23 protein-coding genes, 1 tRNA gene and 1 pseudogene are annotated in these 20,810 nt (G+C 68.3%); 8 read left to right on the top strand and 17 right to left on the bottom strand.

Features of this window, described 5'->3' with window-relative positions:
• Positions 1 to 164: 164 nt before the first annotated feature.
• Positions 165 to 1,307: an AI-2E family transporter gene (locus tag ABGB17_RS29820; protein WP_347635442.1), complete on the top strand. Its 1,143-nt coding sequence runs from the start codon at positions 165 to 167 to the stop codon at positions 1,305 to 1,307.
• On the opposite strand, the gene ABGB17_RS29815 is transcribed toward ABGB17_RS29820, so the two are convergent.
• The 9 genes from ABGB17_RS29815 to ABGB17_RS29775 all read right to left on the bottom strand — a co-directional run bounded on the left by ABGB17_RS29815 (position 1,308) and on the right by ABGB17_RS29775 (position 10,465).
• Positions 1,308 to 1,916 carry a DUF4386 domain-containing protein gene (locus tag ABGB17_RS29815; RefSeq protein WP_347635440.1) on the bottom strand — a complete coding sequence of 203 codons (609 nt, stop codon included), beginning with the start codon at positions 1,914 to 1,916 and terminating at the stop codon, positions 1,308 to 1,310.
• A gap of 94 nt (positions 1,917 to 2,010) precedes the next feature.
• A complete protein-coding gene (locus tag ABGB17_RS29810) occupies positions 2,011 to 2,754 on the bottom strand; it encodes a DUF4386 domain-containing protein (RefSeq protein WP_347635438.1) in 744 nt (247 codons plus the stop codon).
• Between the two features lie 310 nt (positions 2,755 to 3,064).
• Positions 3,065 to 4,582 carry a glycoside hydrolase family 130 protein gene (locus ABGB17_RS29805; protein WP_347635436.1) on the bottom strand — a complete coding sequence of 506 codons (1,518 nt, stop codon included), beginning with the start codon at positions 4,580 to 4,582 and terminating at the stop codon, positions 3,065 to 3,067.
• Positions 4,579 to 5,583, bottom strand: coding sequence for a glycosyltransferase (locus ABGB17_RS29800; RefSeq protein WP_347635434.1), 1,005 nt, complete (start codon positions 5,581 to 5,583; stop codon positions 4,579 to 4,581). The genes ABGB17_RS29805 and ABGB17_RS29800 overlap by 4 nt, the downstream gene beginning before the upstream one ends.
• On the bottom strand, positions 5,580 to 6,710 hold the full coding sequence (locus ABGB17_RS29795) for a glycosyltransferase (protein ID WP_347635432.1): 1,131 nt from the start codon (positions 6,708 to 6,710) through the stop codon (positions 5,580 to 5,582). The genes ABGB17_RS29800 and ABGB17_RS29795 overlap by 4 nt, the downstream gene beginning before the upstream one ends.
• 193 nt (positions 6,711 to 6,903) lie before the next feature.
• The gene (locus tag ABGB17_RS29790) at positions 6,904 to 7,911 is read right to left on the bottom strand and encodes a glycosyltransferase family 4 protein (protein WP_347635430.1); all 1,008 of its coding nucleotides are present in this window, start codon (positions 7,909 to 7,911) and stop codon (positions 6,904 to 6,906) included.
• 85 nt (positions 7,912 to 7,996) lie between these two features.
• The gene (locus ABGB17_RS29785) at positions 7,997 to 8,845 is read right to left on the bottom strand and encodes an alpha/beta hydrolase (RefSeq protein ID WP_347635429.1); all 849 of its coding nucleotides are present in this window, start codon (positions 8,843 to 8,845) and stop codon (positions 7,997 to 7,999) included.
• 206 nt (positions 8,846 to 9,051) lie between these two features.
• Positions 9,052 to 9,801, bottom strand: a complete 750-nt coding sequence (locus ABGB17_RS29780) for an SDR family NAD(P)-dependent oxidoreductase (RefSeq protein ID WP_347635428.1) — start codon at positions 9,799 to 9,801, stop codon at positions 9,052 to 9,054.
• 142 nt (positions 9,802 to 9,943) lie between these two features.
• Positions 9,944 to 10,465, bottom strand: coding sequence for a hypothetical protein (locus ABGB17_RS29775; RefSeq protein WP_347635427.1), 522 nt, complete (start codon positions 10,463 to 10,465; stop codon positions 9,944 to 9,946).
• Positions 10,466 to 10,894: 429 nt separating this feature from the next.
• Between ABGB17_RS29775 and ABGB17_RS29770 the strand changes: the two genes are divergently transcribed.
• Positions 10,895 to 11,248 carry a hypothetical protein gene (locus ABGB17_RS29770; RefSeq protein WP_347635425.1) on the top strand — a complete coding sequence of 118 codons (354 nt, stop codon included), beginning with the start codon at positions 10,895 to 10,897 and terminating at the stop codon, positions 11,246 to 11,248.
• Between the two features lie 273 nt (positions 11,249 to 11,521).
• On the opposite strand, the gene ABGB17_RS29765 is transcribed toward ABGB17_RS29770, so the two are convergent.
• Both ABGB17_RS29765 and ABGB17_RS29760 read right to left on the bottom strand, forming a co-directional pair.
• On the bottom strand, positions 11,522 to 12,457 hold the full coding sequence (locus tag ABGB17_RS29765) for a sigma-70 family RNA polymerase sigma factor (RefSeq protein ID WP_347635423.1): 936 nt from the start codon (positions 12,455 to 12,457) through the stop codon (positions 11,522 to 11,524).
• A 10-nt stretch (positions 12,458 to 12,467) separates the two neighbouring features.
• Positions 12,468 to 13,646 carry an FAD-dependent oxidoreductase gene (locus tag ABGB17_RS29760; RefSeq protein WP_347635421.1) on the bottom strand — a complete coding sequence of 393 codons (1,179 nt, stop codon included), beginning with the start codon at positions 13,644 to 13,646 and terminating at the stop codon, positions 12,468 to 12,470.
• A 527-nt stretch (positions 13,647 to 14,173) separates the two neighbouring features.
• On the opposite strand from ABGB17_RS29760, the gene ABGB17_RS29755 reads away from it, so the two are divergent.
• Positions 14,174 to 15,115, top strand: coding sequence for a DUF4142 domain-containing protein (locus tag ABGB17_RS29755; protein WP_347635419.1), 942 nt, complete (start codon positions 14,174 to 14,176; stop codon positions 15,113 to 15,115).
• A gap of 496 nt (positions 15,116 to 15,611) precedes the next feature.
• On the opposite strand, the pseudogene ABGB17_RS29750 reads toward ABGB17_RS29755, so the two are convergent.
• Both ABGB17_RS29750 and ABGB17_RS29745 read right to left on the bottom strand, forming a co-directional pair.
• Positions 15,612 to 15,751: pseudogene (locus ABGB17_RS29750) on the bottom strand (transposase); the annotation flags it as partial.
• Between the two features lie 64 nt (positions 15,752 to 15,815).
• The gene (locus ABGB17_RS29745; protein WP_347635418.1) at positions 15,816 to 16,217 is read right to left on the bottom strand and encodes a MarR family transcriptional regulator; all 402 of its coding nucleotides are present in this window, start codon (positions 16,215 to 16,217) and stop codon (positions 15,816 to 15,818) included.
• A 197-nt stretch (positions 16,218 to 16,414) separates the two neighbouring features.
• On the opposite strand from ABGB17_RS29745, the gene ABGB17_RS29740 reads away from it, so the two are divergent.
• Genes ABGB17_RS29740 through ABGB17_RS29730 form a run of 3 tightly spaced genes read left to right on the top strand, consistent with a single transcriptional unit; the run spans position 16,415 to position 17,406 of the window.
• Entirely contained in the window at positions 16,415 to 16,726 is a 312-nt protein-coding gene (locus ABGB17_RS29740; protein WP_347635416.1) for a hypothetical protein, read from the top strand.
• Positions 16,727 to 16,728: 2 nt separating this feature from the next.
• Positions 16,729 to 17,088, top strand: coding sequence for a nuclear transport factor 2 family protein (locus ABGB17_RS29735; RefSeq protein WP_347635415.1), 360 nt, complete (start codon positions 16,729 to 16,731; stop codon positions 17,086 to 17,088).
• A gap of 27 nt (positions 17,089 to 17,115) precedes the next feature.
• Positions 17,116 to 17,406 carry a hypothetical protein gene (locus tag ABGB17_RS29730; RefSeq protein ID WP_347635413.1) on the top strand — a complete coding sequence of 97 codons (291 nt, stop codon included), beginning with the start codon at positions 17,116 to 17,118 and terminating at the stop codon, positions 17,404 to 17,406.
• 234 nt (positions 17,407 to 17,640) lie between these two features.
• Here the strand turns inward: ABGB17_RS29730 and ABGB17_RS29725 are convergent, their stop codons facing one another.
• Complete coding sequence (locus ABGB17_RS29725) at positions 17,641 to 17,949, bottom strand: hypothetical protein (protein WP_347635411.1); 309 nt, start codon at positions 17,947 to 17,949, stop codon at positions 17,641 to 17,643.
• Positions 17,950 to 18,146: 197 nt separating this feature from the next.
• Here ABGB17_RS29725 and ABGB17_RS29720 point away from each other — a divergent pair, with 197 nt between their 5' ends.
• Together ABGB17_RS29720 and ABGB17_RS29715 are read left to right on the top strand one after the other, a co-directional pair.
• On the top strand, positions 18,147 to 18,572 hold the full coding sequence (locus ABGB17_RS29720) for a hypothetical protein (RefSeq protein ID WP_347635409.1): 426 nt from the start codon (positions 18,147 to 18,149) through the stop codon (positions 18,570 to 18,572).
• On the top strand, positions 18,566 to 18,715 hold the full coding sequence (locus ABGB17_RS29715) for a hypothetical protein (RefSeq protein ID WP_347635407.1): 150 nt from the start codon (positions 18,566 to 18,568) through the stop codon (positions 18,713 to 18,715). The genes ABGB17_RS29720 and ABGB17_RS29715 overlap by 7 nt, the downstream gene beginning before the upstream one ends.
• A gap of 199 nt (positions 18,716 to 18,914) precedes the next feature.
• Here the strand turns inward: ABGB17_RS29715 and ABGB17_RS29710 are convergent.
• The 3 genes from ABGB17_RS29710 to ABGB17_RS29700 form a co-directional block, all read right to left on the bottom strand.
• A tRNA-Ile gene (locus ABGB17_RS29710) sits at positions 18,915 to 18,988 on the bottom strand.
• Between the two features lie 156 nt (positions 18,989 to 19,144).
• Positions 19,145 to 20,227, bottom strand: coding sequence for a cellulose binding domain-containing protein (locus tag ABGB17_RS29705; protein WP_347635405.1), 1,083 nt, complete (start codon positions 20,225 to 20,227; stop codon positions 19,145 to 19,147).
• Between the two features lie 177 nt (positions 20,228 to 20,404).
• Positions 20,405 to 20,810 (bottom strand): hypothetical protein (locus tag ABGB17_RS29700; RefSeq protein ID WP_347635403.1); only part of this gene is annotated, 406 nt, incomplete at its 5' end.

Genomic DNA, 20,810 nt, shown 5'->3' with positions numbered 1-20,810 from the left:
GGGAAAGGAGCAACTTGCGTCCTACTTATCGCTGGGCGTGAACACCCGGCGACCCCGCAGGTGGGGCAAAATCATGCTCCCCATGATGCAAATATTCCTCAACATTTCTTAGGCTTGAAGTCTTGAAAAGCGCCTATTCCCGGCCGGTGGGGAAGTTCCTCTGCATGGAATCACCTCAGGAGCGCCTGCTGCGGTTGGTGCCTCCGACCTTGGCGAGGATGGCCGCGTGGTGCGCGTGTCTGATCGTCATCGGCATCGTGGCCAACTATGTGCTTGGTTTCGTGGCGACGATGCGCATCGTCGCCCTGCCGGTGGCGGTCGCCCTGCTGCTGACCGCTCTGCTGTTCCCACTCACCCGGCTACTGCGAGCGTTGGGCCTGCGGGCGATCTACGCGACCTGGGTCACCATGCTTGTCGCCTTCGCCGTGCTGAGCGGGACGGGCTGGATCATCGGAGTCCGGGCCAATGCCGAGTTCCCCGGCCTGGTGACACAGGTCAGGCGGACAGCCAAGACGGTGGAGGGCTGGCTCTACACCGGTCCTCTGGGCCTGAAGCCCATCCAGCTCAGTGACTGGGTGGACGAGCTCGCCAAATTCGTCACCGAGCGGCAGCAGCAGATCACCTCGACGGTTCTCGCGGGCACCGTGGTGGTGGTGGAGGTGCTGGCCTCGATCGTGCTCCTGCTGTTCGTGACGTTCTTCCTGCTCAAGGATGGTGACCGGATCTGGTCCTGGTTCCTCAGGGGATTCGGCCGGATGGCGCCGCGGGTCGACCGGGCCGGGCGGACCGCCTGGGCCACGCTGTCCCACTACGTGCAGGGCACGGTGGCCGTGGCCGCGGTGCACGGCGTGCTCATGGGTCTGGTGCTGGCCGTCATGGGCGTCCCGTTGTGGGCGGCACTCGCCGTACTGATCTTCCTGGCCAGCTTCATCCCGATCGTCGGCATCCTCCTCGCCGGTGCGGTCGCGACACTGGTCACGCTCGGCGCGAAGGGCCCGATCTACGCGCTGATCTTCGTCGGCATCCTGGTCGTCGAGCAGCAACTGGAGAACCACGTCCTCCAGCCGCTGATCGTCGGCCGGGTGCTGCACTTCCACCCGCTGGCGATCATCATGGTGCTGGCCGTCGGCGGGATCCTGGCGGGGATCGCGGGCGCGGTCGTGGCCGTGCCGATCACCGCCATCCTCTACCGGGCCGGGCCGGAGCTCTTCAAGGACGATCCGATCCCCCTCCCGGCAGGACCGGCCCCCGAGCCACCACCGCAGGCCGTACCTGGGAAGAAGCCCGAGCAGGAGCCGTTCTCTTGACTACGCCGCGCTGACCCGCGCCGGTTGAGACGGCTGAGGCCATGTGAAGCCCTTGGCGAACAGCCAGATGGGCAGGACCAGGACTTCGAACAAACCGCCCGGCGCCAGCAAGAGCATGCCCGCTCCCGCGTCCATGTCCAGGACGCCGAGGAGGTCCAGCGGCACTCCCAGCAGAAGCAGGGCGTAGCCGATGAGCCCGAGGGCCGCGACGGACTGCGGGACGATTCGTGAGACGAACAGCAGGTAGGTGAACACCAGGCCGCCGATGGCCGTGGGGATGTACACCCACAACATCGTGTCGGGGACGGCCTGCAGTTGCGTCAGCAGGTAGATGCCGCAGGTGGCGGAGACCGCGAACTCGATGACCCTCATGACGGGGTACCACAGGGCCAGCTTCTGGTTGACGCCCTTCAGGACCTGGTACATGAGCAGGCCGATGGCCACCACGGCCAGGCCCGAGCACATCATGAGCGCCACGCCGGCCGTCAGCGCCGTCTTGTCGGGATTGCCGTCGACGAACGCCTGGGTAAGGGTGGTGCCGATCATGGCCGAGATCATCTGGAAGATGAACAGTGCTCCTACCGTGACCGCGATTTTCCGGGGTGTCATGACTGGGCCGTCCTTTCTCGGGGAAATTCGACAAGCTCCCGCGTCCCTGGCCGCGCGGTCAGCCGATGACCGCTGATGGGCAGCCATTCGCGGGTCAGCGTGCGCTGGGCCCGGCCGTTGCAGCGGTGAGGGACGAGGGCGTGAACCCTTTGACGACCAGCCAGAGGCCGAGCGACCCCTCCCACAGGAATATCGGAACGGCTGACAGGCCCGACAGCACAGATACCTGCGTGTAGAGGCCGAACAGCACGGCGGTCGCGGAAAGGAAGAGCAGGGGCGCCCCGACGAGGCCCATCACGGGAATGACCCGCGGCACGAGCCGCGACCGGTACAGCAGGTAGCCCAGCAACAAGGCGTTCACGGCCGGGATGAAGCCGGGGCCGAGAAGAAACGTCCAGTTGTGGATCGCGACGAGCGTGGTGCCGATGGTGACGAGCGAGTCCACATCGGCTCCGGCGGTCGCGGACCGCCGCAGGGTCACGACGGCCAGGAGACTGATGATGCCGACGACGATGATGGCGGCTTCCAGGACGCGAGCGGCGACGAAACCGAGCGCGGCCGCCTCGTTCTGCCGTTTGACCACCGGAAACAGCACAACCGCCGTGCCGATGCAGGCAAAGACGCAGATGACCTCCAGGAAGCCGCCCCAGAGCACGCCGGTGTCCGGGCCGGGCCCGGCGATGTAGCCCGGATCGTAGAGCACGGGGCCGTAGAGGAGGAGCGCCGGGATCGAGGTGACAATGGTGATCAAGTAAAGCAGTCCCGCGACGAGCGCGGTCCTCCTCATCGAGTCCATCGGGCTTCGTTTCGTCGCCGGGATGTGCACGTCGGTGGCCATGTCGATGTCCCTTTCGTGGCCGGTTCTTCCGCCAGACGGCTGTCGGAGATCGAGCGCGTCCTTGGGACGGGTTCAGTACCATCCGGAGATGGTGACGGTGGCCAGGCGATTTCGCTCCCCCTGGCAGTCGCCGACGGTGGAGCGTCCGTCCTTTGACCCAACTCCCACCCGTGCTTAGGGAAAACAGGCAATAAACAAACAATGCGGCAGTAAAACCGATAACTGCTGAATGCTCGATCGTCACCGGCCTGGACCGTGACCGGCAGATGATGACCGGACCGGACCGGTACGGCTTGGCGTCGCGGGCCGGTCAGGAAGAAGCGGACCTACCGCGCCGAGACGGGTCGGCCGCCCTGCTCGGTGGACGCATCGCGTTGATGAGGGTGTCGAGCGGCACACGGGCGAATCCGATGCGGGTGTCGCTCGCCCCATAAGGCAGCCACAGGGCGTCATCGTGCAGCAGGCCGCCGCAGGAGTACACGACATTGGGCACGTAGCCTTCGCGTTCGGTGCCGTCGGCGGTGAGGAGCGTTCCGGGGAGTTCGGCGATGACACGGTGCGGCTCGTGAAGGTCGAGCAGCAGGGCGCCGATGGAGTAGTCGCGCATCGGGCCGACGCCATGGGTCAGGACGAGCCATCCGAAACCGGTCTCGATGGGAGATCCGCAGTTGCCCACCTGGATGAGTTCCCAGTCCCAGCGAGGGGTGTGCAGCGGCGTCGGTGGTTGCCAGCTGTTGTGCCGGTCCAAGGTCGTGAGCCCGATGGTCTCGCCGTCGGAGCGGCACAGCGCCAGCGTCCGTCCGCCGACCGGTCGTGGGAAGAGCGCCATGCCTTTGTTGACGGCGGCCGGGCCGCGCATGGGAGTGACCGCGAAGTGGCGCAGGTCGTCGCTGGCGATCAGGTGTGAGCGGATGCGCCGCCCGTCGTAGGCGGTGTAGGTGGCGCGGTACGAAGGTGTGCCGTCCTGGTCGACGATTCGTACGAATCGCGCGTCCTCCATGCCGTTGGACTCTGCCGCGGTCGACGGCCAGAGGACCCGCCGGTGCAGGGGGAGATCGGCGGGGAAGGCAACGGCGTAGTCGCAGTGCGTCGCGCGGCGCATCTCTTCCAGAGTCGGCTGTGTGGAGGTGCGGGTGAGCAGGTCGGCGGGGAGCCGGGCGATCGCGTGCTCGAAGTCGTTGTCGTCGAAGCGTTCCGGCAGGGATCGCAGGACGGCGGCCGTCACCTCGTTGTCCCAGGCGCCGTCGCAGAGCCCGGCGGCGAGCAGGTCCCGTCGATGGCGGGTCCGGAGCCGGCACCCGACGGACAGCGTTCCTGAGCGGTCGGTGATCGCCAGTTCGGAGCCGGGGCCGAGCAGTGCCGTGGCGAAGCCGATCGATGACAGGTGTCCCTCGCCGATCTGCCGCAGGCTGATCGCCACACGGAGCTGTCCGGGGCGCAGGCCGGACTGGTCGGGATGAGGGACCATGGAGGGGTTGCACACTGCCGCGCCCTCCACGGCGTACTCGTGACTGAAGTAGGCGCCCACGAGGAGGCGAGCCGGCAGGGACAGCTCGACGTCGCGCGGGACGCGATGGCGGACCAGGTCGTGGTGATGGGCGAAGGTCGTTTCGAGGTCGTGGTGCCGGTTGCCGAATCGTCGCAGCGTCTTCTGGAGCATTTCGGTGGTCTGATCTTCGCCCAGGAGCATGATGCGGTCGATCAGCGCTGCGGCCCTGGTCCGGGTGAGCGCGGCGTCCTCACCGGGCACGAAGAGCTTGATGATCACTCTCCGCGGATCGGGGGTGAGGGTCGGGCCGAGCCGCGTGGCCAGATCCCTGATGGTCACGAGAGCCGCCTGGCATGCTGCATGGTGGAGATCAGCGCGATGGTCGACTCCGCTCCCTGGTTGAGGTTCGGGCCGTGCTCGGTCAGGCCGTCGTAGCCGCCGCCGGTCGCCGGGTCCCACATCGGAACGCCGGCGTCGTTGTCCCCCTGGAACCATGCCACTGACTGGCGTACCCTCTCCTGCCACGAAGGGTCGCCGGTCACGAGGCCGGCGGTGGCGTAGGCGTCGGCGAGCGTCGCCACCTCGATCGGCTGCTGGTCGTAGCGGGCCCAAGGCGCGTCCTGCCGCCAGCCGGCTGCGGGCACGACCGCGAGCCGGCCGTTCTTCGTCTGGATGTCCGACAGCCAGGTCAGCATGCGCAGGCCGGTGGTGAGCAGCTGCCGGTCGTCGCTCAGATGCCCGGCGGCGATGATGACTTCGGCGAGAGCGGCATTGGCGTAGGTCAGGTGCGGTTGCGGCCACGGCCAGGCGGGGTCCTCCGAGGGTATGCCGATCGCCTCCACGGCGTCCATCAGCAGGGAGGCGGCCACGGTGCTGTCCGGGGTGGTGCGCAGGACCTCCGCCGCGCCGAGCCCGGCGAAGGCCATGGCGCGTGGATGCGGGGAGCGCTGTCCGGCGCCGAGGACGAAGGCGTTCAGCGCCTCGTCCCGTATCCAAGGGATGGTGTTGCGGGCCGCTGCGGTGCCCAGGCCCCACATCGCCCGTCCCCACCAGTCGCCGACGCCCGGCAGCTCGCTCCAGCGGCGGTCGAAGGTGAGCCGGTTGCGGAACGCGCCGGAACGATCTTGCGCGTGTGTGAGGAAGGCCAGGTAGCACTCGGTCAGCCGGGTCAGCCGGTCGGCGGGGCGCGGTTCACGGCTGGCGATGACGAGGCCGCGGGCGACGTCGTCGGTGCAGTAGCCGTGCTCGCGGCGGACGACGGCGTGCCGCGCGTGCTCGAACAGGCCGGTGTCGTCGCTCATCCGGAACAGGTGCTTGAAGCCGGGATCGGCGGCGCTCATGGCAGCATCGCGGCCGGCCGCGCGGCGACGAGCGACCGGCCGAGGCCGTCGTATCGGGCCGCGACCGCCGGCCACAGCAGGGTCGGGATCAGGGCGCGGGTACGCCCGGTGAGATTGTCGGCCAGCCCGGGTTGGGTGAGGACACGCCGGATGGCGGAGGCGAGCGCGGCGGGGTCGGCGTGGGGAACGAGCAGTCCCGGGCCGCTGGTCAGCAGCTCCACGGCGTGCGGGAAGGCGGTGGCGACGACCGGCACGCCTGCGGCGACGGCCTCGATGAGGACACCGGACGTGACCTGCTCGGCCGAGTCATAGGGCAGGACGACGACATCTGCCGAACGGACCAGCCGGCTCAGCGAGTCCTGATCCCGGTAGACGGGGTCGTGGCGTACAGCCGTGGACACACCCAACCGGGCGGCGAGATCGTGCAGGCCGTCGCGATAGGCCTCGCCCTGGAGCTCCAGCACCTTGGGGTGGGTCTTGCCGGCGATCGTGTAGATCGGTGAGGGGGCGAGGTCCACCAGGAGCGCGAGGGCACGCAACGCCCATTCGATCCCTTTGCCGGGTCCGAGCAGTCCCCACGTGAGCAGGTGCGGACGGGGGCGGCGCTGAGCCGGGACCCGCCTGTGGTCGGCGGCCCCGTGCGGAATGACGAACACCTTGCCGGCATCCACCTGGTAGTCGGCTTCCAACCGGTCACGAGCGGTGCCGGTCATGGTCACGATCGCGTCGGCGGCGTCACCTATCTCCTCGAGCAGGGCTTTTTGCGGGGGAGTGGGCCTGGCCAGGACGGTGTGCAGGACCACGATGCTCGGCACGGTGAGGCACCGCAGCAGCGGCAGGACGTCCTGGCCGTCCAGACCGGGGTAGATGCCGTACTCGTGCTGCACGATGGCCACGTCGAAGTCCTCCAGAGCGGAGGCCGCGGCCTGCCAGCCGCCGAGCCCGCCGGGAGTCCAGGTGTGCACGACTCCGGGCTGCGGCCGTTCGTCGTCGCCGTCCGCGGTGACACGGACGATGCCCCCGGACACGCCGCCCTTGGTGAGATGGGCGGCCAGGGCGGCATTGAAGGTCGCGAGCCCGCACTGGGTGGGCGGATGGGTACTGAGAAAGCCGTATGTGAGGGCCAACTGCCATGCCTTTCGGTCATTCGGCCGCCAGAGAATGGATGCCGATACGGCTCGTTCGGTGAAGACGGCTCATCCCGTCTGCCTGTGCGGTGGAACCCGGAGCCTTGACCGGGGGCCCGCCCTTTTACGGGGGCCCGGCTGTCGTGACCCTCAGCCGATGGCGTGGTCTACGTCCACCTGACACTATCAGCCGCTAACTTTGTCCTAACATTTCGCGATAAATGCGCAAGTAACTGGCCACCATTCGATCTGCGCTGAACCTGCGTTCGGCCTGCGCGCGGCAGCCCGCACGATCGACCGTCGCGATGCGCGCCACCGCGGTGACCGCCTCGTCGAGGGAATCCACCAGGAAACCCGTCACACCCGGGTCCACGACTTCGGCCATGGATCCGCGCCGGTAGGCGACGACGGGCGTGCCGCAGGCCATCGACTCGACCACCGCCAGGCCGAAGGGCTCCTCGAACGCGATGGGATGCAGCAGGGCGGCGCCGCTGCCGAGGATCTCGCCACGCCTCCCGGGTCCCACCGGCCCGAGGAACCTGACCTGTTCGCCGTCGACCTTCGGAGCGACCTCCTTCTCGAAGTACCGCTCGTCCTGGACGATCCCGCAGATGGTCAGCGGCATCCCGGCCCGCCGAGCGATCTCGATGGACGTGTGTGTTCCCTTGTCGGGATGAACGCGGCCGAACGCGATCAGCCGCCGGCCGCCCACCGGGTCGAAAGGAAACGCGTCCAGATCGATGCCGTGGTGCACCGTGGCGACGTAGTCCAGCTCCGGGGCACGGTCCGCGTCCGAGATGGACACGTAGGCGGACCGGGCATGGGCGTAGGCGGGCAGAATACCCATGCCGGAGAATCCATGGACCGTGGTGAGCAACGGGGCCCGGCAATGATCGGCGAAGGCCAGTGGCAGCCAGTCGAGATGGCTGTGGACGACGTCGAACTCGCCCGAACGGCTCAACGCGTGCGCGACATGCATCGCCTCCCACACCCGGCCGTCGAGCGACGGATCGTCGGCGTACCCGCGCGGGCACACACCGTCCAGCGATCCAGAAGTGACGGAGTCCAGCGTGGCGAACAGCGTCACATCGACCCCGGCGGCGGAGAGCCCCTCGGCGAGCAGGCTCGTCACCTGCTCCCACGGGCCGTAATGGCGCGGAGGCGTGCGCCAGGCGACCGGTCCCAGCAGCGCTACCCTCACGAGACGGAGAGTTCGGTCCGCCGTGCGTCTGGCATTGGCGCCTTCTCTCTTTGGGTGACGCTCGGTCTCACGTGGATCCGGAGGATCAAGTCGCTGTTCCGGCGCTCCGTCTGGCGTGTCGCGAGGCCTGCTGCTCCGCCCAGCGGACGACGTGGTCGGCGACTTTCTCCCATTGGGGGGCGCCGAGGGCGAAGTGCGGCATGCGGGCGAACTCCTGGTAGTCGGTGACCGCACGGGACTTGCGGTAGCGCTGGTAGGTCGCCCGTACCAGCGTGACGGGGACGGTGTGGTCGGCGCCACCGGCGATCAGGAGTAGCGGGGCACGGGTGTCGTTGTGCACGTTGACTCGGGTGGCGGCGTGCCGTCGCAGGTTGGCGGTGGCGGCCTGGAACAGCGGCCGGCCGGGGGCGGGCACGTGGTAGCGCTGGTAGATCGCCTCGGACTCCTGTGCGGTCAGGGTGTTGGTGAACGCGTAGTGGAACTGCTTGGCGCTCAGCGCCACGGTCCTGGAACGGTTACCGGGGTCGGACAGGACCGGGAAGGCCGAACGCAGGCTGCTGAGCGGCAGCCGCAGCACGCCCTTGATCGGGGCGGGGTGGATCGCGACGCCGGCGACGCCGAGGCCACGGTCCAGCAGGATCTGCGTGACGAGGCCGCCGAAGGAATGGCCGACGATGATGGGCGCCCGAGCCTGCCGGCGGATGACCTTCTCGTAGAAGTCGGCCACTTCGGTGACGCCAAGGCCGTTCATCGCCTCCGGGTTCTTGCGCAGGGCTTCCACCTCGATCTCCATGCCCGGCCAGGCCGGGGCGAATACCTGGTGGCCGAGCCCGGTGTAGCGCTCGATCCAGTGTTCCCAGGCGCGCGGGGTAAGCCACAGCCCGTGGATGAGGATGATCGGAGTCTTGGTGTCGGTGCCCTCTGGTCCGGCCATGAAGTGCCTCCTGCGAGGTCATTGGTCGATGGCGCTCATCCGTCTCACACCACAGCAGCAGGCAACCGGCGGAAACGGGCAGTTCGCGCCTAGCTCATCTCGCACACCGATAACCGCTTTCGGTGCACCAGCCACAGCCAGGCTGAAGGTGTGAATCGCCCCGTTTCGGGGATGAGATGGATCGTCGATCCGATCTTGTGACTTCGTCACAGTGGTATGCGGTAACCCGCGTCCAGCCTGAGGTTGGCGGCGTTGAAATACCGGTTCTCGACGATGTGTGCGGCGAACGCCGCGAACTCATCGGGGGTGCCCAGCCGGCGAGGGTTCACGAACTGCGTGAATTGCTCGTCCATCACGCCGTCCTGGACGTAGTCGTGGACCATGGGCGTGTCGAAGCCGCCGGGGGCGATGGTGTTGACGCGGATGCCCCGGCCGGCGAACTCGCGCGCCGCGGGCAGGGTCATGCCTTCGAGGGCGCCCTTCGTCGCGGAGTAGCACACCAGTCCGATGGTGCCGTCGTGGGCCGCGATGGAGGAGGTGTTGATGATGACGCCCCGCTCGCCGTCCTCGCCGGGGGGATTGCCCAGCATCACGGCCGCCGCGCGGGTCATGACGTTGAAGGTACCGACGAGGTTGGTGTTCACGAGCCGGACCAGCTCGCTGCTGTCGGTGGGCTCTCCGGTGCCGGTGACAAGGGTCGTCGGGATGAGGATGCCTGCGGTGTTGACGTTGATGTCGATCGTTCCGAACCGGTCGACCGTGGCGGCGACGGCGGCGGCGACCGCTTCGGCGTCGGCGATGTCGGCGCCGACCCCGAGTGCGTTGTCACCGAGATCGCTCGCGATCTGGGCGGCGAGCCGGCCGCGACGACCGACGATGACGACATTCGCGCCACGTGCCGAGAAGTGCCGTGCGACTCCCAGCCCGAGTCCAGAGGTGCCACCGGCGACGAGCACTGTTTTGCCGTGAATATCCATGATCTCCCATGCCTTTCAGGCGGGCGGCAATCCGGTGGCCACATCTGACGCGCGCGGTATTTCCGTCCACGATTATCCATGGGTCGGTCATGATTTGCAGGGGCAATCCTGGAAATGTACGTTAGTGAGGACGATGGGTAAGGTGCGGTGCCTGTTCAATCTGCTCGACGTAGAAAGAGGCCATATATCCGAAAAAATAGCCATATTCCTGTGCACGCGTGTTGGGTTTTCCTGACAGCGTGGCGAGTTCTTGTACTGGTGCTACGACGCGCAGGGCTGCTTCGTGTCGCTGGTATCGCTTGGCCCGTCCGGCCGGCGCCGCCCCCCGCAGAGTCATCCCCTCCGGGCTGGGGTCGCGCCCAGGCGCTCGGCTCGAGGTCATGCCCTTGACGAACACCGGCCCGGCCTCGGTGTCCAGCACGGCACGAAAATCGGGGTGCTCACCACGCTCCACCGCCACACTGACCGCGACCGGGCCCGTATGGTTCAGCACAGCGGCCCTCACCTGCTCGGACAGGTCCTCCCAGGAGCATCGCCGCATCCGCTCACCCTGGATCAGCGGGCGGCACGGAAGCCGCGGGTACGCGCCGTACTGCTCGAAGTGACCGCCGGCCCAGCCGGACCGCCTGAACTGGTTCCGCACCCGACTGGCTGTGGCCGTAGACGCGAGAGCCCCGGAGCGCTTCCCCACGCCCGGGGCCCTCGCAACCACCCTACGATCCGCCGGGGCTCACCGCTATGAGCCCAGCCCACCCGGGTCACGTCCGTCGCGGTCACCGTCCGCGCCCCGTCGCAGATCCGGTAGGTGACCAGAGCCGGTTTCGGCAACATCGTCAGGCGTCACCGAGGCCCTTCGGTGCGTGAAACTTTCGCGAGAGCTCTGGCATCTCGCGCGATTCCCGCTGCGGAAGTGAAGGTTATTCCCCGTTTCGGTCATCCCATTTCAGCGCAATATTTGACAATGCTCTGGTGTGGGTCATCAATCGTGAGGTGACTCCGGCGAAGATCGGCCGGATGTCGATAGGACACCTCTACGCGTGAGCCGTTGCGTGCCCGAACAGAAGGGAACCCAATGAGATTCGCTCATCGATTCCTCCTCGCCGCACTGGCACTGGCCGTACTGCTGGTGGCCCCCCTCGGCACGAACGCGGCATGGGCCTCGCCGGGCACCGAGGCGTCCGGCGATTTCAGCGTGACCGCGTGGAAGAACCCGCCCAGGGGCCTCGCCGCGGCGGAGACGAGTTACTGCACTCCGGTGGCCGGGCCGGGCGTGAGGATGACCTTTTACTGCGACCTCAAAGAACCGAACACGTTGTGGGTCTACTGCGAGGGCGTGACGATCGAGATCCGCATGAACGCCGGCAGGTGGGCGCCGTCGGGCAGCTGCCCGGGATATCGCGGCTATCGCCTGCAGCCCCGGGTCTAGCCGGCGGCCCAGCGGCCAGGTGCTCGACACCGACCCGGGGGAGATGGATGCGGTCACCGAGGCCCGGCGGCAACGGCGGATGGCCAGAGCCTTCGGCCACCGGCTCTTCCTCCGGGAAGAGATCGAACCGTGCGTTTGCGGTATTCATGGTGAGTGACGGTATCCGTCGCGACTGACTTTTCCGTCAGGGGTAGGGCACCGCAACACCAGCTGGGCGATGAGTCATTTCCATTCCCCATTCGGTGGCATAGTTTCCGCGTACCTTGGCGGCCGTCACCAGGACTCGAGTATCGGTGCGTTGTGCCCCTGCTGCGACCACATGGTGGTGAGACGGCCGAGCCGTCTGGGGGAGGCGACGCCGTAGGCGGACGCGATTTTTCCCTCGCGCATCTCGAACACCACGAGGCCTGCCACCTGGTCGCCGGCCACGGCGATCAGGGCAGGGGAGCCGTTGACCACGCCGGCGTGCAGTGCGATGGGGCCGCCGACCCATCGGTGCTTGCGGTTTCTCGGGTTGAGCGTGGCCCTTGCGGCGGCGGCCAGTCGCTTGGGGGTGGGGAACAGCAGCACTCTCTCGGTGAGTCCGGCGCCGTCCGAGATTCCGGTCGCGTCCTCGGTGAGCAGGGCGATCAGCCGTTCGGTCTCTCCTGACGTGGCGGCGTGCAGGAAGGCCTCGACTATCCGGCGGGCACCGGCGTTGTCGACGATGTCGCCGCGGTGCCGGGCGGCGACGCGTCGCCGGGCCCGGTGCAGGTGCTGCTGGCTGGCGGACTCGGTGATGTCGAGGATGCCGGCGATCTCGGCGTGGCTGTACGAGAACGCCTCGCGCAGCACGTAGACGGCCCGCTCGTGAGGGGTGAGGTACTCCATGAGGGTCAGTACGGCCAGGGACACCGATTCGCGTTGTTCGAAGGTGTCGGCCGGGCCGAGCATCGGGTCGCCGTGGAGGAGGGGTTCGGGCAACGACACACCGGCCGCGTGTTCGTGCCTGGTCCGGGCGGAGCGGAGCTTGTCGATGCACAGGTTGGTCACGATCTTGGTCAGCCATGCTTGCGGCATCTCGATCCGGTCGCGGTCGGCCGCCTGCCAGCGCAGGAACGCGTCCTGCACGGTGTCCTCGGCGTCGGCGGCCGAGCCGAGAAGGCGGTACGCGAGCGAGGCCAGCCGGGGGCGGCCGGCCTCGAACTGCTCGGTGGCGACGGGATCCATGCGCTCGACTCTAGGCAACAGCCGCCTCGGCGGAGCTTCCGGGCGCGGCGGTCAAGCGGTGCTTGCGGGTCGGCATGCCGAAGGTCGGGTGGCCCACGCTCCACGCGGCGCTGTTGAGGATGCCGTTCTTGACGCGTGCGGCCGAGCGGCCCGCCAGGTACCAGGATTTGGCCCGGAGGTCGCCGCCGACCACCTGGAAGATCGCGTCGCGCCGCCCGAGGCTGATGTGGTTGCCGTAGTAGGGCAGGGCGGTGGTGGAGACCTTGCGGCCGGTCAGGTGCCCGACGATCGCCTGGGTCGCCCGCATGCTGGTAAAACCGGCCGAGGCGCAGGACATCGGCAGCGGCCGGCCGTTCCCGGCGATGACGTGGACGCTGTCGCCCGCGGCGTAGACGTCGGCGTGCGAGACCGAGCGCATGGTGTTGTCGACGACGATCTGGCCGGTGCCGGCGACCTTGAGGCTGCTGCCGGCCGCGATGGGATGGACGGCGAACCCGCCGCACCACACGGTCGCCTCCGACGGGAAGGCGGTCCCGCCGGCGGCGATCGCCCCGGTCTGCTCGACGCGTTCGATGGAGGTGTGCTCGTGGACGGTGACGCCCAGCCGGTCGAAGGCGCGGCGCATGTGGCGGCGTGCGCCGGAGGAGAGCCAGGCGCCCAGCTCGCCGCGGGCGGCCAGCGTCACCTGGAGGCCGGGCCGTGACTCGGCGATCTCGGTCGCGGTCTCGATGCCGGTCAGGCCCTCGCCCACGACCAGCACCCGCCCGCCCTGGCCCAGGCCGTCCAGGCGTTCGCGCAGCCGCAGCGCCGCAGGCCGGCCGGTGACGTGGAAGGCGTGCTCGGCGACACCGGGGACGCCGTGGTCGGCGACGGTGCTGCCGAGCGTGTAGAGCAGGGTGTCATAGCCCAGCTCGCCGTCGTCCAGTGCGACGGTCCTGCGTTCGGCGTCGACCGCTTCGACGCGCGCCAGGCGCAGCCGCACCCCCGTGCCGGCGAACATGTCCGCCAGCGGGCGCGTCTTGAGGTCCTGGCCGGCGGCCACCTGGTGAAGGCGCATCCGCTCGACGAAGTCGGGTTCGGCGTTGACGACGGTGATCTCGGTGTCGGCTGGGTCGAGGCGGCGGGCCAGGATGCAGGCCGAGTAGGCCCCGGCGTAGCCGGCGCCGAGGACGACGACGCGGTGCTTCATGGTGTGGCTCCTGTCTGTGCGCTTACCGATTGAGCGAGACAGGAGCCTGATCCATGACAGAACCCCACTATGGCGTGGATCACACTCGTCGAGGTTCTTGTACAGCGGCGGACGCAGCAGCGCCGCCGCACACGATCGCGCCGCACCGGCCCGATTCCGCCGCTTGAGCCTGACGGGAGGTCCCCTACGTTGTGGCGGCGCTCGTCCGGCGTGGGTGCCGACCCCGGGTGGCGGCGGGAACGCGGGGCGACCGCGGTACCGCCGCGGCGGGAGACGTACGCGGCGTCCCCGATCCAACGCCAAGGCGCCCAGGTACACCGACAACATCATCGTGTACGCCACCCTCTCCGCCTCCGCTGGTCGCTGATGGGGGCAGGGACCGCCCGGCGATTCGGCACGCGGCGGACAGAAACTCGTTCCAATACCGTCGAACTGGTCACGCGAACTGCCCGTAGCTCCAGATGAGCGGCCATCGTCGTCATGGCGATGGGTTGCGATTCCCCCAGGTAAGAAGGGATCGGGCAGAGATGCGACGCGCACGTATCGCTTCGGTCGCCACCGTGGTGCTCAGCCTCGTCGTCCTTCAGACGACCACGGCCTGCTCCAGAGACTCCGGCAAGCCGGACGCGGCCGCCGCCGAGCCGGTGCCGAGCGCCTTGCCGGCTGAGGAACTGGTGCCACGGATCGTCGCGTCGCTGCAGGCCTCCGACGCCGAGCCTGAAGCCTCCGACCCTCCGGCGCAGGCACCCCAGGACGGCGCGGCACCACAGGACGGCGCGGCCCCGGCGGACGCCGCCGCTCCGGCAGATGGGGCCGCTCCGGCGGACGGGGCCGCTCCGGCGGACGGGGCGGCGTCCCAGGACGCGGCGGGGCAGGCGACGGTCTCGACGCCATGGGGCCCGCTGAGCCCGGCGGACCGTGATCTGGTGGTCAAAGTACGTCTGGCCGGCCTCTGGGAGATCCCGACGGGCAGGCAGGCCGCGCAACGCGGCTTCCGGGCCGTCACCAGGAAGAACCTCGGGGAGATCGCCCGCCAGCACGAACTTCTGGACGCCGAGGTCCGGGAGGTGGCGGCCCAACTACGCGTGCCGCTGCCCGATGAGCCCAACGAGGACCAGAAGGGATGGATGGCCGAGATCTCCGCCAAGAAGGGACTCGCATACGACGAGACGGCCGTCATGCGTCTGCGCATGGCGCACGGGAAGATCTTCCCCGCCATCGGCGCGGTCCGGGCCTCCACCCGCAACACTCTGATCCGCGGCTTCGCCGAGAGCGCGGCGAAGTTCGTGAACACCCACATGGGCCTGCTGGAGGGCACGGGCCTGGCCGGAGACCACGCCCTCCCTCCCGCCCCGACGGTGAGCGCGGTCCCTTCGACGGTCCCGTCAGGAGAACCCGCGCCGAGCGCACCCCCCGCGACCTCGCTGCTCGATGACATCGCGCAGGGGAGTCACCATTCCGGCCAATGACCTCGACGTCATCCGGTACGCCCCCTCCTCGGCGTCCGACCGCGGCTGAGCCGCGAAGGCGACGAAGCAGAGGTGGCCCTCGGGCCACCGGCGGTCCGCCCGGTCACATCGTGGCGGACACGACGCCGTTGATGGTGGTGCCGCCCTGCCGCCATGGGACGGCCATGGTGGCGACGAAGCCGGAAGCGTCGGCAACTCAGAGCGCAAGCAGCTCGCCCAAGATCCAGGAGATCGAGCGGTCCGGCCCAGAGCCGGCTCTACGCCGGCAAGCCAGCGAAACGCTGTCCCGTATCGGGTAGCCCCCTGGGGACTGCTATGGCCCTGCCCTGCAGTGCCACCCCTAGCCAATCGTCACATCGATGCCGAGCCATTGCATCTTGATCACTAGCATGCATCCTGCCCTCAAAGGGGGCGCATCAGGCGACCTAGAGCATGTCTGACAATGATCAGGTTGAGCTTGGTGGTGAGTAGCAGGTCTGCCGGGGATCGTAGCGTTGGGGATGTCGCGCCAGGGGGCTCCGGTCCGTAACCGCCACAAGATCCCGTCGATGACCTTGCGGTGATCCCGCCACGGACGACCACGACCGTCGGTGGCGGGTGACAGCGGCTCAATCCGCTGCCAGGACTTTCGGTCAGCTCACCACGTCTCACCACGATGGATTATCTGACCGCAACCACCGTGACCATTTGTCGACATGCTCTAGCGAGAGGGACTCCCGCTTTGCAGGGTCGCGACGACGCTGTCGGCGATCTCCTTCAGGTGCTCGACCTGGACCGGGGTCAGTCCTGCGAGGACGCGGGCCCGGACCGCGGCGATCTGCAGCGGGCCGACACGCAGTACCAGCTCCAGGCCGTTGTCGGTGAGGACGGCCTGCTGGGCCCGTCCCGGTTCGGGCGTCGGCTCGCGGCGTACGAGTTCGGCGCGCTCGAGCGCGCGCATCGCGTGGGAGATCCGGCTTTGCGAGTACTGCAGGGACTCGGCGAGCTCCTTCAAGCCGACGGTGTGGCGCGGGGCCTCGGACAGCAGCACCAGGACCTTGTAGTGCGAGTGGGGCATGCCCGCGTCGGTCTGAATCTGGCGTTCCAGTTCGAGATCTACCAAGTGGATCATCATCGCCAGTGAGCGCCATGCGGCGCGCTCTGGGGCGGAGAGTCTCACCGTCACCGCAGCATCTTCGCAGATCTGGTTGGACGGCAGGGGATGACCGTGGGCAAGTTGAATGTTAAAGTCGCTCAGTGACTTGAAGCTTCAAGTCACTGACTGCGGCCGTTGGGCCGCGAAGAGAGGACTACAGACCGATGTCCGATGAGTTGGTGGGGCGGACGTTCTTGTTCGACCTCGGAGAGCTTCTGGTGCGCTACCGATTCGATTCGCCGGAGGCGGCCACGTTCACGGTGGTGAACGGTGCGGGGCTGGCCCCCGACGGCCACACGGAGACCGTCGGCATCACGGTCAAGGAGCTGCGCCCGGGGCTCTACCTGAACAGCTGGCGCGAGAAGAGCGGCGCGACGGTGACTCACGTGGAGGACTTCGCCAACGGCGACGTGTACTCACACGTCACGGTCGACGGCCAGATCTACAGGTTCGTCGGATCGATCAAGGAGGCGTGATCATGAGCAACAAGGACATCGTCCTGACCGCGATGCGCGAACTGTTCCACGACAAGGACCTGACCGCGATCGACCGGTACTGGGCCGAGCCCTACGTGCAGCACAACCCCACGATGCCGAACGGACTGGACGGACTGCGCGCGGTCGTACCGCACCTGAAGGGATTCTCCTGGGAACCCGCCCGCGTCGTCGAGGACGGCGACTTGGTGATGACTCACAGCAGAGTGCTGGGCTGGGCCGAGACACCGGTCGTCATCGTCGACATCTTCCGGCTCGAGAACGGCCGGATCGTCGAGCACTGGGACGTCGTCCAGCCGGAAGTCGCCGCGGAGGCGTCCGTCAACGGCAACTCGATGGTGTAGGCCGGCCGCGGCCACGAGGCGGTCGGGGTGACCCGGTCCGGTGACGTCCTGCCGCCCGGCGTCCGGGCATTGCTCGGAAGCACGAACGACCCGTCCACCACCAAAGCCGTGGCCGCCGAGGCCGGCGTCGTGGTGTCCGACAGGACTCGGCCGCACCGGCGGCGACCCGCGAGATTTCCTGATGCCATCACCACGTTGACCACCACAGCCGGCCGGACACGGCTGCTGGTCGTCGGCGGCGCCGACAACCTCGTCGTGGACGGGCGGCGCCTGGTGGACTCACCGGTTTCCCGCCGCACCACGGACCCGGAGCGTTGATCATCCCGCAGGCGCTGGACTACCTGCTCGAACTCGGGGACGGCGCCGACTGGACGATGCTTTCGAGGTAGTACTGGTTCACCGCGGACACCTGTACCAGCGTGGTGCCCGAGCTCGCGGAGGCGGCTGCGGCGTTGCCAACGGTCACAGATGGGCTTGCGCCGGAGGAGTCGGTCTGCTGGGCTCCGCCTGGGTTGACGGCAGGAGGGCTGATCGGACTTCCACCCCAGCCCTCTACGGCGCCTTCTCCTGGCCCTGGACGTCATCCTGGAGCCGGAGCGCCCCCGCTGGAGGCGTGCTTTTCCTACGTCCTCGCGCGCTCAACCATAGGAGCCATGCCTGGAACAACCCGGCCGCAGGAAACAACCAGTAGGTCACTTCGGGCAGTACGGCCGGCAGCTCCATAAGGATCAGCGAACTTGGAGCAGTGACCGCGAACACTGCCAGCGCCTCCAGCCCTTGGCTGCCTGGCTGGCGAGTGCTGATCTCGACGTAGACGGTCGCGGCGATGACGAGGAGCGCATAAGGGCCGGCGATGGCCAACGCGAACCTGCCGCGATCGTATCGGGATACATAGCGGCCAACAGCTCGGAATAATCGCATGATCTCGAGTCTGAAGGATCTCGTCCCAGCAGGCCTGAGTATCAGTACCTAGGTGAGGCGGCGGCACGTCCCTGGTCGGGCGGGTTGGGTCAGGGCGGCGGGTGCCGTGTACGGCGGGCGGGGCGATGTTGGCGGGGATGTTCGCCTGCATGTACTTCGCCGGTCTGCGGCCTGCGGAGGCGGCCGGACTGCGCGAGAAGGATTGCCATCTTCCGGCAACCGAGTGGGGCCTGCTGACCTTGGAGCAGACGCGCCCGGAAAGCTCCCGGCGCTACAGCGACTCAGGAAGCACCCATGACGTTCGCGGCCTCAAGCAACGTCGGCGCAAGGCGATCAGGGACGTGTCCATCCCGCCGGAGTTGGTGCGCATCCTTCGCGAGCACATCGAACGGCATGGCACCGCGGCCGACGGGCGGCTGTTCCGGACTCGCACCGGCAGTGTCTTCGCCGGGACCGCGTACGGCAAGGTCTGGAAGGAAGCGCGGACGTACGCGTTGACGCCTGACCAGGTCGCGTCGCCGCTGGCCGGCCGTACGACTTGCGGCATGCGGCGGTCTTGCTAGGGCTCAACTCGGGGGTACCGGCGCCGGATGCCGAGGAACGGGCCGGGCACAGCGTGGACGTGCTGCTGCGGGTCTACGCCAAATGCCTAGACGGGCAACGGGAGATCGCCAACCGGCGGATCGCCGAGGCGTTGACGGCGTGAAGATCTCTTCCAATGGTCACGGTCATCCCGCGGCCCTTCGCTTTGTGGCCCTGAGTCGGGAGAATGCGCCTCGTCCCATCCCGCGCATATCCCGTGAGCGCCGGCTCCGGACTGCTTCCGGTGACATCCGGCTGCATGTGATGTGTGGGCCGCTGCGTGAAGAAGGGCTGGTCAGCTCGGATTTCGGGCTGATCGGGAGTAGGGCGGGTGGGACTTGAACCCACGACCTACGGATTATGAGTCCGCTGCTCTGACCGGCTGAGCTACCGCCCCGCAAGCTTGGAGTCTCTCACATTTTGGGGGGTGTTCGGGGCGGGGTGTCGGGTCAGTTTGGTGTGGGGGTGGCGGGAAAATGGGAGGGCGCCCCCGGCGGGCGGGTGGGGGCGCCCTGGATCTTGGTGGGAGGTGGCCGGAGGGCCGGGCCTGGGGTCAGGGGAAGGTGCAGAGGGGGGTGGGGGCGGTGTTGGTGCGGGAGTAGGTGGCGGTGAAGCCGAAGGTTGTGGTGGCGCCGGCGGGGAGGGTGCCGTTGTAGGGGGCGTTCTTGGCGGTCACGGTGGAGCCGGAGGTGGTGACGGTGGCGTTCCAGGCCTGGGAGACGGACTGGCCGCTCGGCCAGATCCAGCGGACGGTCCAGCCGGAGGTCGTGGTGGGGCCGGGGTTGCGGACGGTCACGGAGGCGTTGAAGCCGCCGGGCCAGGAGTTGCCGACGGTGTAGGTGGCCTGGCAGGTGCCGGGGGAGTTGCTCGGCGTCGGGGTCGGCGTCGGTGTGGGGGGACGGGTCGGGGAGGGGGTGGTGCTCATGGTGGGCGTCGGCGTGGGGGTGGGGAGGACGCCGTCCAGGAGGGACTTCAGGGGCGGGAACCACGTGTCGGAGATCAACTGGTCGCCGGCGGCGTTGGGGTGGACGCCGTCGTAGGTGTTCTGCGCGTTGCTGAAGCCGGTCCACTGGTCGACGACCACGATGGGGGACGCGGGGGTGCTCTTGGACTCGGCCCAGGAGGGGATTGCCGCGTTGAGGCTGATGACGCGGTTGCCGCAGTCGGGGCAGGAGCTGACGCTCATCGGGATGATCTGGGCGACGAGGATCTTCATGTTGGGGTTGCTCGCCCGCATCTGGTCGACCAGTTTGCTGTACGCGGCGAGGATCGTCTGGGTGGGGCGGTTGCTCCAGACGTCGTTGGTGCCGAAGTGCATCAGGACGATGTCGGGGCGGGTGGCCGACAGCCAGCCGGGGAGCTGGTTCTGGTCGGCGACGTTGGTGACGAGGGCTCCGCCGTGGCCTTCGTTGTCGCCGTCGTGGGAGACGCCGCATCCCTGGGGTGGCAGGGTGCCGACGAAGTCGAGGCCGGTGTAGCCGGCCTGGACCAGGCGGTTCCACAGCAGGGCGCGCCAGCAGCCGGGGGAGCCGGTGATGGAGTCGCCGAGGGGCATGATCCTGACGGTGGCCGCCCTGGCGGGTGGGGTCGGCGTCACCACCAGGTACGCCAGGACACCGATCAGGGCTGTGAGCACTGCCAGGAGCGTGCGCCTCGCGGCCATGGTCCACCTCCGGGGGGTCGCCCGCGATGTTAAGGACCAACGGGCCGGGCAAGGAAGCCGGAGAGGGCGGGGTGGTGGCGTGAGCTGGGCTTTTGTCTAGGTATGGGGTGAAAGTTCCACGCGAAGGGACTTATCCGGTTCAGCGGCGGATCAGGCGGGAGGTTCTTGATCCGGCGGGGGCACGTCCACCGGGCGGAGGAGTTCCCAGGCGATGAAGACGGCGGCTACGACGATCATCGCGATGCCGGTCCAGAGGTTCACGCGGATGCCTTCGGCCTTGGACACGGCATCCTGGGTGTCCACGATCCCGGTGACGGTGAGGATCACGCCGTAAGCGAGGAACAGGCCGCCGATGATGCGCCGGATGTCGAACAGGCGGGCGGCCCGCCTCTTGGCGGCCTGATCGGCGGGGGATCCGGGAGGGGACTCCACGGAACCGGTCCAGTCGTCCAGGGGTGTCCGGTCGTGCGGCGCTGGGCGGTCGGGGAACGTGGGGTGGTCGGGGGACGTGGGGCGGTCCTGGGGCGATGAGGGGATGTGTGGTGCGGGGTGGTCG

Source organism: Sphaerisporangium sp. B11E5, assembly GCF_039871875.1.
Taxonomy (GTDB): domain Bacteria; phylum Actinomycetota; class Actinomycetes; order Streptosporangiales; family Streptosporangiaceae; genus Sphaerisporangium.
Note: the sequence above shows the minus strand (reverse complement) of the source record. Positions and strands in the feature narration are given on the sequence as shown.

Excerpts from the sequence above, each read along its gene's own strand:
- ABGB17_RS29820 (WP_347635442.1), top strand. The coding sequence starts at position 165 with ATGGAATCACCTCAGGAGCGCCTGCTGCGGTTGGTGCCTCCGACCTTG.
- ABGB17_RS29815 (WP_347635440.1), bottom strand. The coding sequence starts at position 1,916 with ATGACACCCCGGAAAATCGCGGTCACGGTAGGAGCACTGTTCATCTTC.
- ABGB17_RS29810 (WP_347635438.1), bottom strand. The coding sequence starts at position 2,754 with ATGGCCACCGACGTGCACATCCCGGCGACGAAACGAAGCCCGATGGAC.
- ABGB17_RS29800 (WP_347635434.1), bottom strand. The coding sequence starts at position 5,583 with ATGAGCGCCGCCGATCCCGGCTTCAAGCACCTGTTCCGGATGAGCGAC.
- ABGB17_RS29785 (WP_347635429.1), bottom strand. The coding sequence starts at position 8,845 with ATGGCCGGACCAGAGGGCACCGACACCAAGACTCCGATCATCCTCATC.
- ABGB17_RS29770 (WP_347635425.1), top strand. The coding sequence starts at position 10,895 with ATGAGATTCGCTCATCGATTCCTCCTCGCCGCACTGGCACTGGCCGTA.
- ABGB17_RS29765 (WP_347635423.1), bottom strand. The coding sequence starts at position 12,457 with ATGGATCCCGTCGCCACCGAGCAGTTCGAGGCCGGCCGCCCCCGGCTG.
- ABGB17_RS29760 (WP_347635421.1), bottom strand. The coding sequence starts at position 13,646 with ATGAAGCACCGCGTCGTCGTCCTCGGCGCCGGCTACGCCGGGGCCTAC.
- ABGB17_RS29755 (WP_347635419.1), top strand. The coding sequence starts at position 14,174 with ATGCGACGCGCACGTATCGCTTCGGTCGCCACCGTGGTGCTCAGCCTC.
- ABGB17_RS29740 (WP_347635416.1), top strand. The coding sequence starts at position 16,415 with ATGTCCGATGAGTTGGTGGGGCGGACGTTCTTGTTCGACCTCGGAGAG.
- ABGB17_RS29735 (WP_347635415.1), top strand. The coding sequence starts at position 16,729 with ATGAGCAACAAGGACATCGTCCTGACCGCGATGCGCGAACTGTTCCAC.
- ABGB17_RS29720 (WP_347635409.1), top strand. The coding sequence starts at position 18,147 with ATGTTCGCCTGCATGTACTTCGCCGGTCTGCGGCCTGCGGAGGCGGCC.